Here is a 14,219-nt window from a genome sequence, read left to right on the forward strand (position 1 = left end):
ATGACAAGCGTTGTGAGCGAAGCTGTCGTTGACCAGCTTCGTGTCGGCCTTCTATGCTCAGTGCCATAGAAAATGTGCTCAGGTGACACAATGGCATCCCTAGAACAACGGTTGGATCGTTTGGAATCGCTCGACGAAATCCGGCAACTGGTGGCGAAGTATTCGCTCTCACTGGACATGCGAGATCTTGACGCCCATGTAAACCTCTTCGCGCCTGACATTCGGGTCAGCAGGGAGAAATCTGGCCGTGGGCACCTTAAGCGTTGGCTGGATGACACCTTGCGGCTTCAGTTCACCGGCACATCTCATCATATTGGCAACCATGTCATTGAATTTGATGACCCTGAGCATGCCCGGGGTGTTGTGTACTCCAAGAACGAGCATGAGACGCCTTGTGCGGATGGCGGGACCGAGTGGGTGATCATGCAGATGATCTACTGGGACCAATACGAACGCATCGATGGCCGCTGGTTGTTCCGACGCCGTTTGCCCTGTTACTGGTACGCTACCGACATCAATAAGCCGCCGGTGGGCGACAACAAAATGCGCTGGCCGGATCGCGAACCCTATGCTGGCGCTTATCACGAGCTCTGGCCCTCCTGGGCTGAATTCTGGAAAAACCCTCCCGGCGATGGCGAACCGGACGTTGCCGAGCCAGCGCCACTTGAGGCTTTTCTGACAACCATGCGGCGCGGTGCTGCAGAACCAAAAATCAAGGTGCGATAAGTGTGAACGATACTTTGTTTGAACCGTTGCAACTTGGCGATTTGCAACTCAGGAATCGTGTCGTGATGGCGCCGATGACGCGAAGCAGAGCCGCCGCCGACGGTATGCCTACCGACACAATGGTCGAGTATTATCGTCAGCGTGCCTCGGCCGGCATGATCATCACTGAGGGTGTGGCGCCCAGTGCGGATGGTCTCGGCTATTGCCGTACGCCCGGTATCTACAATCCGGCACAAGCGGCAGCCTGGCGCCGGGTGACAGACGCTGTGCACGGGGAGGGAGGGTTGATCGTGGCCCAGCTAATGCATGTGGGCAGAGTCGCCAGTGCACTGAATAAGCCCGCCGGGAGTGCAACGGTGGCGCCCTCAGCAATTACCGCTCGCGGTGAGATTTACACCGACCAGCAGGGAATGCAGCCGCTGGATTCGCCTCGGGCTCTCAGCCTGAGTGAGATCGCGGAGGTAGTGGTAGATTACCGCTACGCTACTGAGCTGGCCTATGAGGCGGGCTTTGACGGTGTCGAATTGCACTGCACCAGTGGCTATCTGCCAGCGCAATTTTTCTCGAGCGGCACGAATACCCGGCAAGATAATTACGGAGGATCGGCTGAGAATCGATGTCGGTTCGCTCTGGATGTCTTGCGTGAGATATCCGGTGTTGATGGTGCGGGCCGAGTGGGGATGCGTATCTGCCCTGACAATCCTTTTAACGATCTTCAGGACGACGACCCGCAGGAGACCTTCGATACTCTGCTCAGCAAGGCGGCGGAATTCGGGCTGGCCTATCTGCACACGATTCGCCTGCCCACAGGGCGGGTCGACAATCTCGCACTCGGCAGAAAGTATTTTGCTGCGAACATGATTGGCAATGAGAGCTATTCAGCTGTCGAAGCGGCGGCGGCCATCGCTGCCGGTGCAGTAGAAGCCGTGTCGTTTGGTCGGGACTTTATTGCCAATCCCGACTTGCCACGGCGAATTCGCGAGGGCCGCGACCTGGCGCGTATGGATTTCGCGACACTGTATACCCCGGGCGAGGAAGGTTATACCAGTTATCCTCCGCTCAATTGAATAACAACCATCCGTAAAAACGATGCATAACAGAAAAAGGATTGACCATGCCATGTAACCCGGTAGAACTTGCTGGCCGAAAGATATTGATCACTGGCCCCACCGGCCAGGTAGCACTGCCAGTTGTGGAGCACTACGCCAAAATCGCTGATGTCTATGCGTTGGCCCGATTCTCGAAGCAGGAAGATCGTGATCGAATCAGTTCACTTGGTGCGACGGTGATAGCCGCAGATCTGGCCGATACTGATTCCCTGGCCGCGATACCGGAGGATATCGACTACGTTCTCAATTTTGCCGTCGTCAAGACCGGTGATTTTGAATATGACCTCAAGGCTAACGGCGAGGGTGTGGGCAACCTCATGCTGCGCTGTCGCAACGCAAAGGCGTTTCTGCACTTTTCGTCAACGGCGGTTTACGATCACGAAGAAGGCCAGAAGCCGAGAGTGGAGAATGCCCCGCTCGGTGACAGCCACCGGGATATGTTTCCCACTTATAGCATTTCCAAGATCGCGGCGGAGACGGTGTGCCGGTTCACCGCGCGTGAGTTTGGGATTCCCGCCACGATAGCGCGCCTGAGCGTGCCCTATGGCGACAACGGCGGTTGGATGTATTTTCACCTGTTGATGATGCAGCAGGGCATGCCTATCGATGTGCACCCGGAGCGACCGAATTACTTCAACCCCCTGCATGCCGACGATTACATCGAAAAAATTCCTTATCTGCTGGGTGCGGCATCAACCGATGTGGTCACAGTGAACTTTGGGGGGTCTGAGCAGGTCGCGGTAGAAGAGTGGTGTGAATACATCGGCGAACTTACGGGTCTTTCGCCCGAGTTCAAGGAGAACCCGAAGGCATTCGGTTCACTGGCTATCGATCCGACCCTGATGCACGAACTGATCGGGCCGACTCGCGTGAGCTGGCGAGACGGTATTCGACGCCAGATCGAAAACCTGGCGCCCGATGCGTTGACTTGATCAGCGTACCGCGCCGCCGCCGTCTACCGACAGAATCTGTCCGGTAATAAAGGAGGCGCGGTCGCTGCACAAGAAGACGACTGCTTCGGCGATCTCCTCGGGTTCTCCCAGGCGGTCCAGCACCGCGGCTTTCTTCAGTCCAGCGGCTTTCTCTGGCTGCTCGGCAAAGTATTTTTCGATGCCCGGTGTGCGAATGACGCCGGGGGAGACGGCGTTGATGCGAATACCTTCACGACCGTATTCAGCAGCGGAGCTTTTGGTAAGCACATTGACGCCGCTTTTAGCGGCCGCGTATGCGGTGTTGAACGCCTGACCTCGCAGGGAGGCGTTGGAGGAAATGTTAACGATGGCTCCACCGCCCGCCGCCAGTAGTGCAGGGATTTCGTATTTCATGCACAGCCAGGTATTGGTGAGGCACATCTCCAGCGTCTGGTCGAATACGTCTCGCTCGAACAGATGAATCGGGCCGGATCCGCGGCTCAAGGCAGCGCTGTTGCAGGCAATGTTCAACTGACCGTAGTGGGCGACGGCGGTGTCTACCATTGCTTGCACAGATTCTTCGTTGCTGACGTCGCCGAAGACGAATACCGCGTTGCCGCCCGCAGCGTTGATAAGCTCGGTGGTCTCTTCGCCCATCTCACGGTTGAAATCAGCGACCACCACGCTTGCACCCTCGCGAGCGAACGCCCGGGCGATCGCGCGCCCAATGCCCTGGCCCGCGCCAGTGACCAGTCCGATTTTGTTTTCCAGTAAGGACATTGAGTTAAACCTCTTTGTTTGTCGTTGGGCGCAGTGCCACGAGTACCATGGGCACTACCAGTGCTGCGGCCATTAAACCGGCCCAGATGCCCTTGAAAATGCTGTAGGTAGTCGGGCGCACAGAATCAATATCGAGTATATAGAATCCAAGCAGGGTGAGTGGTGCGATCGTGCAGAGGCCTGACAGGCCAAAACAAAGCGCACTTTTGAAGGTATTGTGGGGCAAGCGATCGGCGAATTTCTGGAAACGATTTTCCGGCCCGAGTGCGATGCTCTCGAGCTTGCCTTTGCGCAGTTTGCCACGCTGCAGGGGGATCACAATCAGGGCCACGATAAAAGGAAGTATAAATGCTGTCGCCAGGACGTCGAAGGCGAAACTGGATTGACCGCCCCAGGCCAGTTCGGGGCCGTTGCGCAGCAGCAGCCAGGCAATCAGGCCATTGAATATGGCGTTTGATACACCGCTGATCCAGGCTTCTTTGCGTAGATGGTGGTCGGGATTCATGAGCGTGTCACTATACTATTCTCTGTCGCGTTTAATGATAGGCTGAAGTCGTGGTTACAACAGGGCAGCAGGGGTCACTTTGATAAACATAATCAACCGGCGGGGTATATGGCAGAAGTAACTGTGGCGGCTAAGAAAGTCTCGCGGCTGTTCGATTATCTGGATCACATTGGGCTTGATGCTGCAGCGATTGGCGCGAGGGTCAATCTTGCGCCAGCAACCGTGACGGCGCTCGACCCGGATTATGCGCTACCGCTGAGGCAGTATTCTTTGTTGTATAAGCATGCCGTAGAGGCCATGCAGACCCTCAAGGAGCCGTTACCCTGGGCAGCAGGGGTTGGCAGTGAGGCGTTCCAACTCATGTGCCACTGCATGATTTCTGCCCGGACCCTGGGCGACGCTATCGAATTGGCGGCGCGCTACGAGCACATGTTGTACCCAATGATTGGGCATCGAGTGCAACTCGAGCGCGTGGGTGACGAAGCTCGGCTTACCTACCACATCCGCTTCACTGAACGGGGTGCCGCACTGGCGCCCCAGGGCTGGGATCGGGCTGAATACCAGGACACGGTGGCCAAGGCATCCGGTCTGTTGGTGTGGCATGGTCTGTGTGGCTGGCTGATTGGTCGATCCCTTGCCACCAATTCACTAAGAATTAATGCGCCATTTCTCAATGCCGCCTATAGCCAGAGCCTGAAAACAATTTTCAACTGTGAGCCAGAGTTTGACGCTGACGCAAATTACTTTGCGTTTGCAGCCAGCGATCTCGAGCGGCGCCTCGTGCATACCGATGAGTCCTTGCGCCACTTTCTCGAGGATGCCGTGTACGAGCTTTTCATGCTGGAGCAGCGCAATGCCAGTACCAGCGCGGCGATAAGGTCTTTGATTGCCATTGACCTCCCGGTGGGCCTCCCATCCTTCGCCCAGGTCGCCCAGTACCTCAATATGTCCGAGTCGAGCCTGCGCAGACGCCTGCAGGCTGAAGATACCAGCTACCAGAAGCTGAAAGACGAGGTGCGTTGTCGGGTCGCGGTGGACAAGCTACTCAACGAGGATGTGAAGGTGGCTGATCTTTCAGACTATCTCGGATTTACTGAACCCAGTTCCTTTGTGCGTTCATTCAAAAGCTGGACGGGAGAGACACCTAGCTCTTATCGTCAGAATATAATCGATCTGAATGTTGGCAACGGAGCTCAACCATGATGTTAGAGAACAAAATTGCGCTGGTAACAGGGGCGGGGCAGGGTGTGGGTCAGGGCATCGCTCTGGCGCTGGCCGCCGAGGGCGCGAAGATAGCGGTTACCGGGCGTACCGAATCAAAGTTGCATACTACCTGCGAGTTGATTCGCGAGCGCGGCGGCGAAGCCCTCCCGGTTGTCTGTCAGGTGAAGTCTGAGGAGTCCTTGGCGAACTGCGTAGAAACCGTAGTGGGGCACTATGGCGGGCTACAGATACTGGTTAACAATGCACAGGAAGTCCCGCTGGGTGAACTGCACGACATCACCGACAAGGCATTCACCGCAGGTTTCGAATCCGGTCCGCTGGCTACGCTGCGCATGATGAAGCTGTGCTACCCGCACTTGAAGGGAGATGGTTGTATCGTCAATCTGGGAACATCTTCGGCCAAGCGCTGGGACGTCAATGGCTTTGGCGCTTATGCAGCGATCAAAGAGGCCATACGCGCATTGAGTCGTGCAGCCGCCTGCGAATGGGGCCCCGACGGTATTCGCACCAATGTCATTCTTCCTCATGCCAAGTCGCCTGGCCTGGAGTGGTGGATGAATCAGTACCCTGAGCAGGCAGCCGAATTTATCCAGAGCATTCCGCAGAAGCGCATCGGCGATTGTGAAGAGGACATCGGGCGTTTCGTAGCGCTACTCTGCAGTGAGGGTTCTTCCTATATCAACGGCCAGTCCATCGGTGTGGATGGCGGCCAGGCACTGATAGGCTAATGCCATGCGGGTAATGATTACCGGGGCAACCGGCTTTGTCGGTTACCACACGGCGTGTGAATTGATCGAGGCTGGCCACGATGTCAGTTTGTTGGTGCGCAGTGCCGCCAAGATGCGCCGTGTGTTTGGCGATCTCCCCGTTGCCAGTTATACCGAAGCCGATATGACCGATGAAGAGGGTGTTCGTCAGGCCATGTTCGGCTGCGATGGTGTTGTTCATGTAGCGGCGCTGGTTTCCACTCATGCCGCTGATCGCAAAAAAGTCCTTGAGACTAATGTGGCGGGCGTGCGCAATGTCATCGGCCAGGCGCTGGCACTCGGCATCGACAATATCATTCACGTTTCCAGTGTTACCGCGCTCTACGACCCTCAGCTGACTGTGCTCACTGAAGACTCCGCTCTCGGCAGCGGCGAAGGCGGATACGGCGAATCAAAGGTGGCCTGTGAGCGCTATGTGCGCTCACTTCAGGGCCCGGACAATCGGCTTACAATAACTTATCCAGCGACGGTGTTGGGCCCGGACAGCCCTGAAATGACCGAGGCGCACACGGGTGTGCAGACCTACTTGCGAGCCTTCGTGCCGATGATGAGTTCCGGCACCCAGTACATTGACGTGCGTGATATTGCGCGGGTTCATCGCCTGATACTGGAGGGCGTCGCACCCTCAAATCGCTATGTGTTGGGCGGGCACTACCTGAGTTGGCGGGAGCACCCCGGGTTTCTGCGCCAACTGACTGGCAGGCGGCCGTTGGCTATACCGCTGAATGGCAGCCTGATGCGGCTGGCGGGTAGGGTGGCAGACCGTGTGGTCCCGATTCTGGGTAAGGATACGCCGCTGACTGCAGAGGGCCTGACCTACGCCACCGGCTGGATACTGATGGACAACAGCCGGGTGCTGCGCGAGCTCGACTTCGAGTTTCGTCCGCTTGAAGTGACGTTCAAGGACACCATTCGCTGGCTGCATGGGGCGGGCGAACTCAACGCCCGTGAAACGGGCTTACTCGCCAGTTGATTAAAAAACTGCTGTGAAATTACGGGTTTACAAACCGGCCTGATGGCCTAAAATCACAAAAGCCTGTCCCAAATCAATATCTTGACCGCCCAAGATGTATTGTAATATTCGCCGACAGGAAGTGACCCTGACTTCAGATGCTTGAATACGTCTAATCAGAGCGAGCAGTTCGGGTTGCCATGGCCTCCTGGTATGGGGCCGTTGTTGTGTCAGCAATGGAAAGCACCGCAAGCGAGCAGACTGCCCGGCAGTCAGAATAACGCAGCGACACAACAGCCAAAGCGCAATCAATAGCCATGCTCGAGCGACGCCTTACGCAACGGTGCGCTGCACACGAGTCGGGCATTGAATGAAAAAAATAGCGGCGCGAGCTGCATAAATACAAGCATTGCAATACCTACTCGCAGAGGGAAGTACCATGAAGAAGAAGCTGCTAGCACTGTCGGTTCTCACCGCCATCAGCACGCAGGCCCACGCATTCCAGTTCGATACATCCGACGACTGGGAAGTTCGCTGGGACAACACCGTAAAGGGCAACCTGATGGTGCGCACCGAAGATCAGGACAAGCGAATCACGACTCCCCAATGCGCATACAAGGGTTGCGGTTGGTGGCTTGCTGACGACAATACCTTGTCGGTCGACAAGGGCGATGTCGTAAGTTCCCGGATAGACATTCTCTCTGAATTCGATGTTATCTATAAGATGAACTACGGCTTCAGGGTCAGCGCAGCGGGCTGGTACGACTACGCTTACAAAGACAGCGATCATCCGAAAGACCGCATAGCCACCTGGGCCAACGCCAGCGTTTCTCCCGGCGAATACAGCGATGCTGCCGATGACTACCATTACTTTGGTGGCGAAATTCTCGACGCATTTGTCTTCGGTAACTGGGACATCGGGGAAACAGCTCTGGGGGTCCGCGCCGGTCGTCATACCATTTACTGGGGCAACAGCTTGCTGGCGGCAGGCGCCATCAATGGCTTTGGCGGCTCAATGTCTCCCATCGATTTCAACAAAGCGCTCTCAGTGCCCGGCTCTGAAGCGAAGGAATTATTCCTGCCTACTGCCAAGCTTTCTACCGTATGGCAGCTTACAGACAACCTCACCTTTAATGGCTTCTACAATTTCGAGCATGAACGCCATCGCCTGCCGGAAACCGGTACATACTTTAACCCTGCGGCCGGCCTGACTGAGAATACGGACTTCGTAGTATTTCCGCCGACCATCATTGGCGAAGACTTGACCAATCCACTGCGCGCGGGCTACCGCGTGGATCACAAGGATAAGAGCGAGTCGGGTGACTGGGGTATCAATTTCCAGTACTGGATAGATGCCTGGGCACTTGAGACCAGCTTCATTTACATGAACGTGACCGATCGTAACCTGCACGGTCTGGCCGCAGGTGCAGATTTCAACCGTACCTTCCCGCTATTGGCTGCGGGTGTGTATCCTGACCCCACTCCCGGCTGGGACGAGGGTGCTCGGGCCATCGGTGATGGCTACTGGGTGTTCACGGAAGATATGGAGGTGATGGGGGTTTCCTTTGCCAAGGAAATTGCCGGTATCAGTTTTGGCCTGGATGTTGTCTACCGTCCGGACACCGCTATGGCACCTGGCCTCGGTGCGGCGTTGACTCGTGCATATAACGTGCCTGAACCTCTTGAAGGGCTGGTTCAGTCCTTGGGTTTTGACATCATTCGCAATGGCGACACCGAATTCCTGGATTTGTACACGCCGGGGGATACAGTGGCCCCCCTGGGCGATACCTGGTCAGTGGTGTTCAATGGCGTAGGTCTCCTGAATAATAACGGCTTGTGGGAAGGCGGCAGCTACATTTTCGAAGCAACAGCCGCAATGCTGGCTGACTGCACCAAGAATTGTCAGTTGCTGGACGACCGTATCAATGAGGACAGGGTCGTCACAACCCTGGCCGGTGTCTTCCGTCCCACCTGGTACCAGGTGTGGCCGGGGATCGACCTGACGATTCCGTTTAGCGTCAACTACACCATCGATGGTGAGAAGTCGCCCTTTACCTTTGGTGGCGACGAAGAGTCGGGCAGCGCCAGCCTGGGTGCTGAGTTGAGCATCAACCAGACCTGGACCGCGCGAGCAGCATACAACTGGCGCTTTGGTCCGGTACTGGCGGGCATCGGTGGTTTGCTGACCGACCGCGATAACTTCGCCGTGACTGTCAAACGTACTTTCTAAACATCCGGACAATAACGAACTACACGTTGTAGATGAGGATTTGAAAATGTTGCAGAAAAAAACCCTGGCAGCCCTTGGCCTGAGCACATTGCTCTCTGGCGCTGCTTTAGCTGCGGTTTCCCCCGAGGAAGCTGCGCGTCTGGGGCAGGACCTGACCCCCATGGGCGCGGAAGCCGCTGGCAACGCCGACGGCTCCATCGGTGCCTGGAACCCCGCCGGTTCGCCGATCCCTGCGGGCTTCGTCGAGGGCTCTGATAATTACATCGATGCCTACCCTGAGGATGAGGTGCAGTTCACCATTGATGTGAACAATTACAAAGAGTACGCCGCGAACCTCACCGAGGGTACGATCGCGATGTTCGAGAAACTGGGCGCTGACGGTTTCAAGATGGATGTCTATCAGTCCCGACGCGACTTTGTGACGCCGGACTGGGTGTATAACAACACCAAGAAGAACGCGACAGGGGCTACTCTGGAAGACGGTGGTCAGCGTGTCGCTAACGCCTATCCCGGCGTGCCGTTTCCTCTGCCCCAGAGCGGTCTGGAAGTGCTGTGGAATCACCTGACGCGTTATCTCACAGACCACTCGGTCACGTACGATACCTATTATGTGAGCTCTAACGGTAAGCCGATCCTGTCGACAACCGGGTTTATGACCAATGTCATGCCCATGTATGTGACGCCCGATCGCATCATGGACGACACTCCCTGGCTGAAACTGCGGATTAACTACAAGGCTCCGGCGCGCCGCGCGGGTGAAATCCTGCTCGTTCACGAACCCGGTGCTGACTTCACCAAGGGCAAAGGTCGCAAAGCGTGGCAGTATCTGACTGGACAGCGCCGCGTACGACTGGCGCCAGCCGTGAATTTTGATACGCCAAACCCCGGTGTTGCAGGCACTTCTACCTACGACGACTCTTTTATCATCAACGGTTCTCCCGAGCGTTTCGACTGGAAACTGGTTGGCAAAAAAGAGATGTACGTGCCTTACAATTGCTATGACTTTGTTTTCCAGACCGAAGTGAAAGATACGCTGGGCGAGAAGTTTCTTGATCCCTCGGTCATTCGCTGGGAGAAACACCGTGTCTGGGTGATCGAGGCCGATCTGAAAGATGGCAATCGTCACCTGTACTCGAAGCGTCGTTTCTACATCGACGAGGACAGCTGGCAAGGTCTGGCGGCAGAGAACTACGACGGCCAGGGTAATATGTGGCGTGTTCAGTACGCCTATGGTGCGAACCTGTACGACATCAAGTCGAACTACCATTTTGCATATGGTGCCTACGACTTGCTGCAGGGCATCTATAATATTAATACCAAGCCGGCCCCCGGTGGCTTCAAGAACGGCGTGAGCCAGAACGACAAGTACTTCACTCCCAAGGGCATGGCCCGCGGCGGTGTACGTTAAGTTGGTCTAGCCAGAAGGGGTGCCGCTTGTTGCGGCACCCTTTTTTTTGTATGGCACAAGAATAAACGGAAGTACCGAGATGGGAATAAAACGAGTACTGCTGGGCTGTCTGATGGCTCTCTCGATTACGCCGCTGTCTGGCGCCTGGGCCAAAACCTACGACGTCCTTGAATTACCTGCGGTCAAGAGTGAACTGGCTGCCAAGTCATTGATTTTCGCGGTGCGTGAGTATCACGGAACCTATTATGCCACCGGCCATCGCGGCCATATCCTCTTTTCAGAAGACGGTGGCGATACCTGGAACCAGGCCGAAGTGCCTGTTCGTAGCACGATTCTCGACATTCACTTTCCGACGCCCGAGCTGGGCTGGGCGGTGGGTCACGAGGGCGTCATCCTGCACTCGACCGACGCAGGTCGCAGTTGGGTAAAGCAATATGACGGTTTGCGCTATGGCGCCGAGGGCCTGGCTTTTTACGAAGAATTGGCGCAACAGAATCCCGACAACGATCTCTACCCCTACCTGATGGAGGAAATGCAGTTCGCCGTCGACCAGGGCGCAGACAAACCCCTTTTCAAAGTCTACTTCCACAATGAAAACTACGGTCACGCACTGGGCGCGTACGGCATGATCCTGCGCACAGAAGACGGCGGCAAAAACTGGATGCATGTGCTGCACAGTATGGAGAATGACTCCTTCTATCATGTCTTCGATTTTGCTCCGTTGCCGGAGCAGGGCCAGTTTTTCCTGGCCGGCGAAGCGGGGCTGTTCATGATCGGCGATGCAGTGGCCCAGACGGGCACTCTGGTCGAGAACATACCCTGGGAAGGCAGCTTTTTTACGGCCTCCGCCGCACCGGATGGCACCATTGTCCTTGGCGGTCTGCGCGGTCGCATGTTCCGCACAGCTGACGCGGGCGAGAGCTGGCTCGAGGTAGAGAAGCCGCCGGGAAGCTCGCTGGTGGATTCGGTGCTCATGAAAGATGGCCGTATGGTGTTCGCCGGTATCGCGGGCGACATTGTGTTCAGCACCGACAATGGCCTCACATTCAACTACCTGCCGGTGCGGCCTCAGGGCCGTATTTACTCCATCGAAGAGGGGCCGGAAGGCTCACTGTTCGTGGGTGGCCCGGCGGGCATTCAAAAACTTACGCTGCCGCAATAATCAAGCAAGACCGGAGAGTTAGACATGGCGCACGCTGAAAATTCAGATCTGCCGATTATTTCGGATCTCAGCGAATTTGATTTCAATTCGGGTACATTCCTCGAGAAGCTGGTATTCAATCACCGGGCTGTGGTGATGGCGCTGTGCGCTCTCGTCACGGTGGTGCTCGGTTTTTTTGCTGTCCAGATTGAGCTTAAAGCGGGTTTTGAAAAGACCCTGCCCAAGGCTCATGAATATGTCATCAATTACCAGGAAAACAAGGAAGACCTGAAGGGGTTGGGCAACAATCTGCGCATCGTGGTCGCGGTTGAAGAGGGTACGATTTTCACCAGGGAGAATCTCAAGTTCCTGGAGGAAGTGAACGATGCGATCTTCTTTATCCCCGGCGTAGACCGCAACGGGATGAAGTCGCTGTTTACCCCGAACACTCGCTGGCGCGTGGTGACGGAGCTGGGCTTCGAAGGCGGCCCGGTTATTCCCGGCAATTTCGATGGCTCAGATGCGTCCATCGCTGAGGTAAAACGCAATATATTGCGCGCGGGCGTCGGCGGCGACCTGGTGGCCAACGACGAAAAATCCGCGGCGATCATCGTACCCCTACTGGACAAGAATCCCGAGACCGGCGAGCGTCTTGACTATACCGAGCTCAGTGACAAACTCGAGGATATCCGCGCCAAGTACACCGAAGGACACGACGATCGCTCTATTCACATCATCGGCTTCGCCAAGCTGATCGGTGATCTTATTGACGGCTTGTTTTCGGTGATGATGTTCTTCGCCATTGCCGTGGTGATCGCAACGGTGCTGTTGTACTGGTACACCCGTTGTCTGCGCTCTACGGTCATGGTAATTGCCTGCACCCTGGTGGCTGTTGTCTGGCAGTTGGGCATTCTGACAATGCTCGGCTATGAGCTCGATCCGTTCTCGATTCTCGTGCCGTTCCTGATCTTCGCTATCGGTGTGTCACATGGTGCCCAGAAGCTCAATGGCGTACTGCAGGACATTGGCCGTGGCACGCATCGCTATATCGCTGCCCGTTACACCTTCCGTCGCTTGTTCCTGGCGGGTGTGACAGCGCTGCTATCTGATGGTGTCGGTTTTGCGGTGATGATGATTATCCAGATTCAGGTGATCCAGGACCTCGCAGTGACCGCGAGCATCGGTGTGTTGGTGTTGATTTTCACCAACCTGATTCTGATTCCGATCGTGTTGTCGTACACCGGAGTGGGGAAAACTTGCGCCGAGCGCGCCTCCCATCCGCCCAAGTCCATCGAAGATATGCATATCCTCTGGCGCTTCCTGCTGCAGTTCACTCACAGGGGGCCAGCTGCTGCAGCGATCGGCCTCAGTGTCGTGCTGGCAATAGTCGGTATTTTTGTGGCAATGGATCTGCAGATTGGCGACCTCGATAAGGGCGCTCCCGAACTGAGACCAGATTCTCGTTATAACCAGGACGTGGCCTTCATGATCGAGAACTACTCGGTCAGTACGGATGTGTTCGCGGTCATTATCAAGACCCCACCCGATGGTTGTATTGATCATGAGGGGCTTAGCCTTGCCAATGAACTCGAATGGCGCCTGCGGCAGGTGGAGGGCGTGGAAGATGTCCGTGGCCTGAATGTGCGCACCCGTGAAATCATGATGGGTATCAATGAGGGCTTCCCCAAATGGCAATCGCTATTCCGCAACCAGGACACGGTGAATTATGCGGTGAGCGAGTTGGTGACACTGGAATATGTGGACCCGGCCTGTTCTATATGGCCCATGCTGATCTACCTCGCGGATCACAAGGCGGCCACGCTGGAGCGGGTTGTTGACGCTCTGGAGCAATTCAACGCCGATTGGGGAGACGTCGAGAAGATCGAATTCATGGGTGCAGCGGGCAGCTCAGGGTTTGAGGCAGCGACCAATATTGTGGTCAAGAAAGCGAATCGTGAGATGCTGTTCTATGTCTACGGCGCAGTGACCCTGCTGTGTCTGCTGACATTCCGCTCTATTCCTGGCGTGATTTGTGCGGTCTTGCCGCTGATGCTGACATCCATTCTTTGCGAAGCGCTGATGGTGTGGCTGGGCATCGGGGTGAAGGTAGCGACCCTGCCGGTGATTGCGCTCGGGGTGGGGATAGGGGTGGACTACGCCCTATACGTGTTAACGGTGATACTGGCGAAAGAGAAACAGGGCATGGACCTGACAACCGCCTATTACGAAACGCTGAACTTTACCGGACGGGTCGTAGCGCTGATTGGCGTGACTCTGGCTGCCGGCGTAATTACCTGGGTGATGTCGCCCATCAAGTTCCAGGCAGACATGGGTATCCTGCTCACATTCATGTTTATCTGGAATATGTTCGGTGCGTTGATTCTGATGCCGGCGTTGGCCTGTTTCCTGGTGAAGCCTAAAACCGAAAACGCCTGATAGCTGAGGCAGTAAATGACGGCCACGGGG

Annotated in this window: 12 protein-coding genes; 10 read left to right on the forward strand and 2 right to left on the reverse strand. The window is 56.0% G+C overall.

Translation table 11 applies throughout. The features are described from left to right. The first annotated feature begins 90 nt into the window (after positions 1 to 90). From EY643_RS08395 to EY643_RS08405, 3 genes are read left to right on the forward strand one after another with little or no spacing between them, the layout of a single operon-like run. Complete coding sequence (locus EY643_RS08395) at positions 91 to 726, forward strand: nuclear transport factor 2 family protein (protein ID WP_152661779.1); 636 nt, start codon at positions 91 to 93, stop codon at positions 724 to 726. A 2-nt stretch (positions 727 to 728) separates the two neighbouring features. Further along, complete coding sequence (locus EY643_RS08400; RefSeq protein WP_170287328.1) at positions 729 to 1,793, forward strand: alkene reductase; 1,065 nt, start codon at positions 729 to 731, stop codon at positions 1,791 to 1,793. 47 nt (positions 1,794 to 1,840) lie between these two features. Next, a complete protein-coding gene (locus EY643_RS08405) occupies positions 1,841 to 2,767 on the forward strand; it encodes an NAD-dependent epimerase/dehydratase family protein (protein ID WP_152661780.1) in 927 nt (308 codons plus the stop codon). Here the strand turns inward: EY643_RS08405 and EY643_RS08410 are convergent, their stop codons facing one another. Next, positions 2,768 to 3,526, reverse strand: a complete 759-nt coding sequence (locus EY643_RS08410; protein WP_152661781.1) for an SDR family NAD(P)-dependent oxidoreductase — start codon at positions 3,524 to 3,526, stop codon at positions 2,768 to 2,770. Positions 3,527 to 3,530: 4 nt separating this feature from the next. Then, the gene (locus EY643_RS08415; RefSeq protein ID WP_152661782.1) at positions 3,531 to 4,031 is read right to left on the reverse strand and encodes a hypothetical protein; all 501 of its coding nucleotides are present in this window, start codon (positions 4,029 to 4,031) and stop codon (positions 3,531 to 3,533) included. Between the two features lie 108 nt (positions 4,032 to 4,139). Between EY643_RS08415 and EY643_RS08420 the strand changes: the two genes are divergently transcribed. The 7 genes from EY643_RS08420 to EY643_RS08450 all read left to right on the forward strand — a co-directional run bounded on the left by EY643_RS08420 (position 4,140) and on the right by EY643_RS08450 (position 14,189). After that, positions 4,140 to 5,234, forward strand: coding sequence for an AraC family transcriptional regulator (locus EY643_RS08420; RefSeq protein WP_170287329.1), 1,095 nt, complete (start codon positions 4,140 to 4,142; stop codon positions 5,232 to 5,234). Next, positions 5,231 to 5,983, forward strand: a complete 753-nt coding sequence (locus tag EY643_RS08425) for an SDR family NAD(P)-dependent oxidoreductase (protein WP_152661784.1) — start codon at positions 5,231 to 5,233, stop codon at positions 5,981 to 5,983. The genes EY643_RS08420 and EY643_RS08425 overlap by 4 nt, the downstream gene beginning before the upstream one ends. Before the next feature lie 4 nt (positions 5,984 to 5,987). Then, a complete protein-coding gene (locus EY643_RS08430; RefSeq protein WP_152661785.1) occupies positions 5,988 to 6,995 on the forward strand; it encodes an SDR family NAD(P)-dependent oxidoreductase in 1,008 nt (335 codons plus the stop codon). A gap of 418 nt (positions 6,996 to 7,413) precedes the next feature. Next, positions 7,414 to 9,204: a DUF1302 domain-containing protein gene (locus EY643_RS08435; protein ID WP_152661786.1), complete on the forward strand. Its 1,791-nt coding sequence runs from the start codon at positions 7,414 to 7,416 to the stop codon at positions 9,202 to 9,204. Between the two features lie 46 nt (positions 9,205 to 9,250). After that, on the forward strand, positions 9,251 to 10,612 hold the full coding sequence (locus tag EY643_RS08440) for a DUF1329 domain-containing protein (protein WP_152661787.1): 1,362 nt from the start codon (positions 9,251 to 9,253) through the stop codon (positions 10,610 to 10,612). A gap of 79 nt (positions 10,613 to 10,691) precedes the next feature. Next, positions 10,692 to 11,774 carry a WD40/YVTN/BNR-like repeat-containing protein gene (locus EY643_RS08445; protein WP_152661788.1) on the forward strand — a complete coding sequence of 361 codons (1,083 nt, stop codon included), beginning with the start codon at positions 10,692 to 10,694 and terminating at the stop codon, positions 11,772 to 11,774. A 24-nt stretch (positions 11,775 to 11,798) separates the two neighbouring features. Continuing rightward, a complete protein-coding gene (locus tag EY643_RS08450; RefSeq protein WP_152661789.1) occupies positions 11,799 to 14,189 on the forward strand; it encodes an efflux RND transporter permease subunit in 2,391 nt (796 codons plus the stop codon). Positions 14,190 to 14,219: the final 30 nt, after the last annotated feature.

The sequence above is a fragment of the Halioglobus maricola genome (assembly GCF_009388985.1).
GTDB classification, from domain to species: Bacteria; Pseudomonadota; Gammaproteobacteria; order Pseudomonadales; family Halieaceae; genus Halioglobus; species Halioglobus maricola.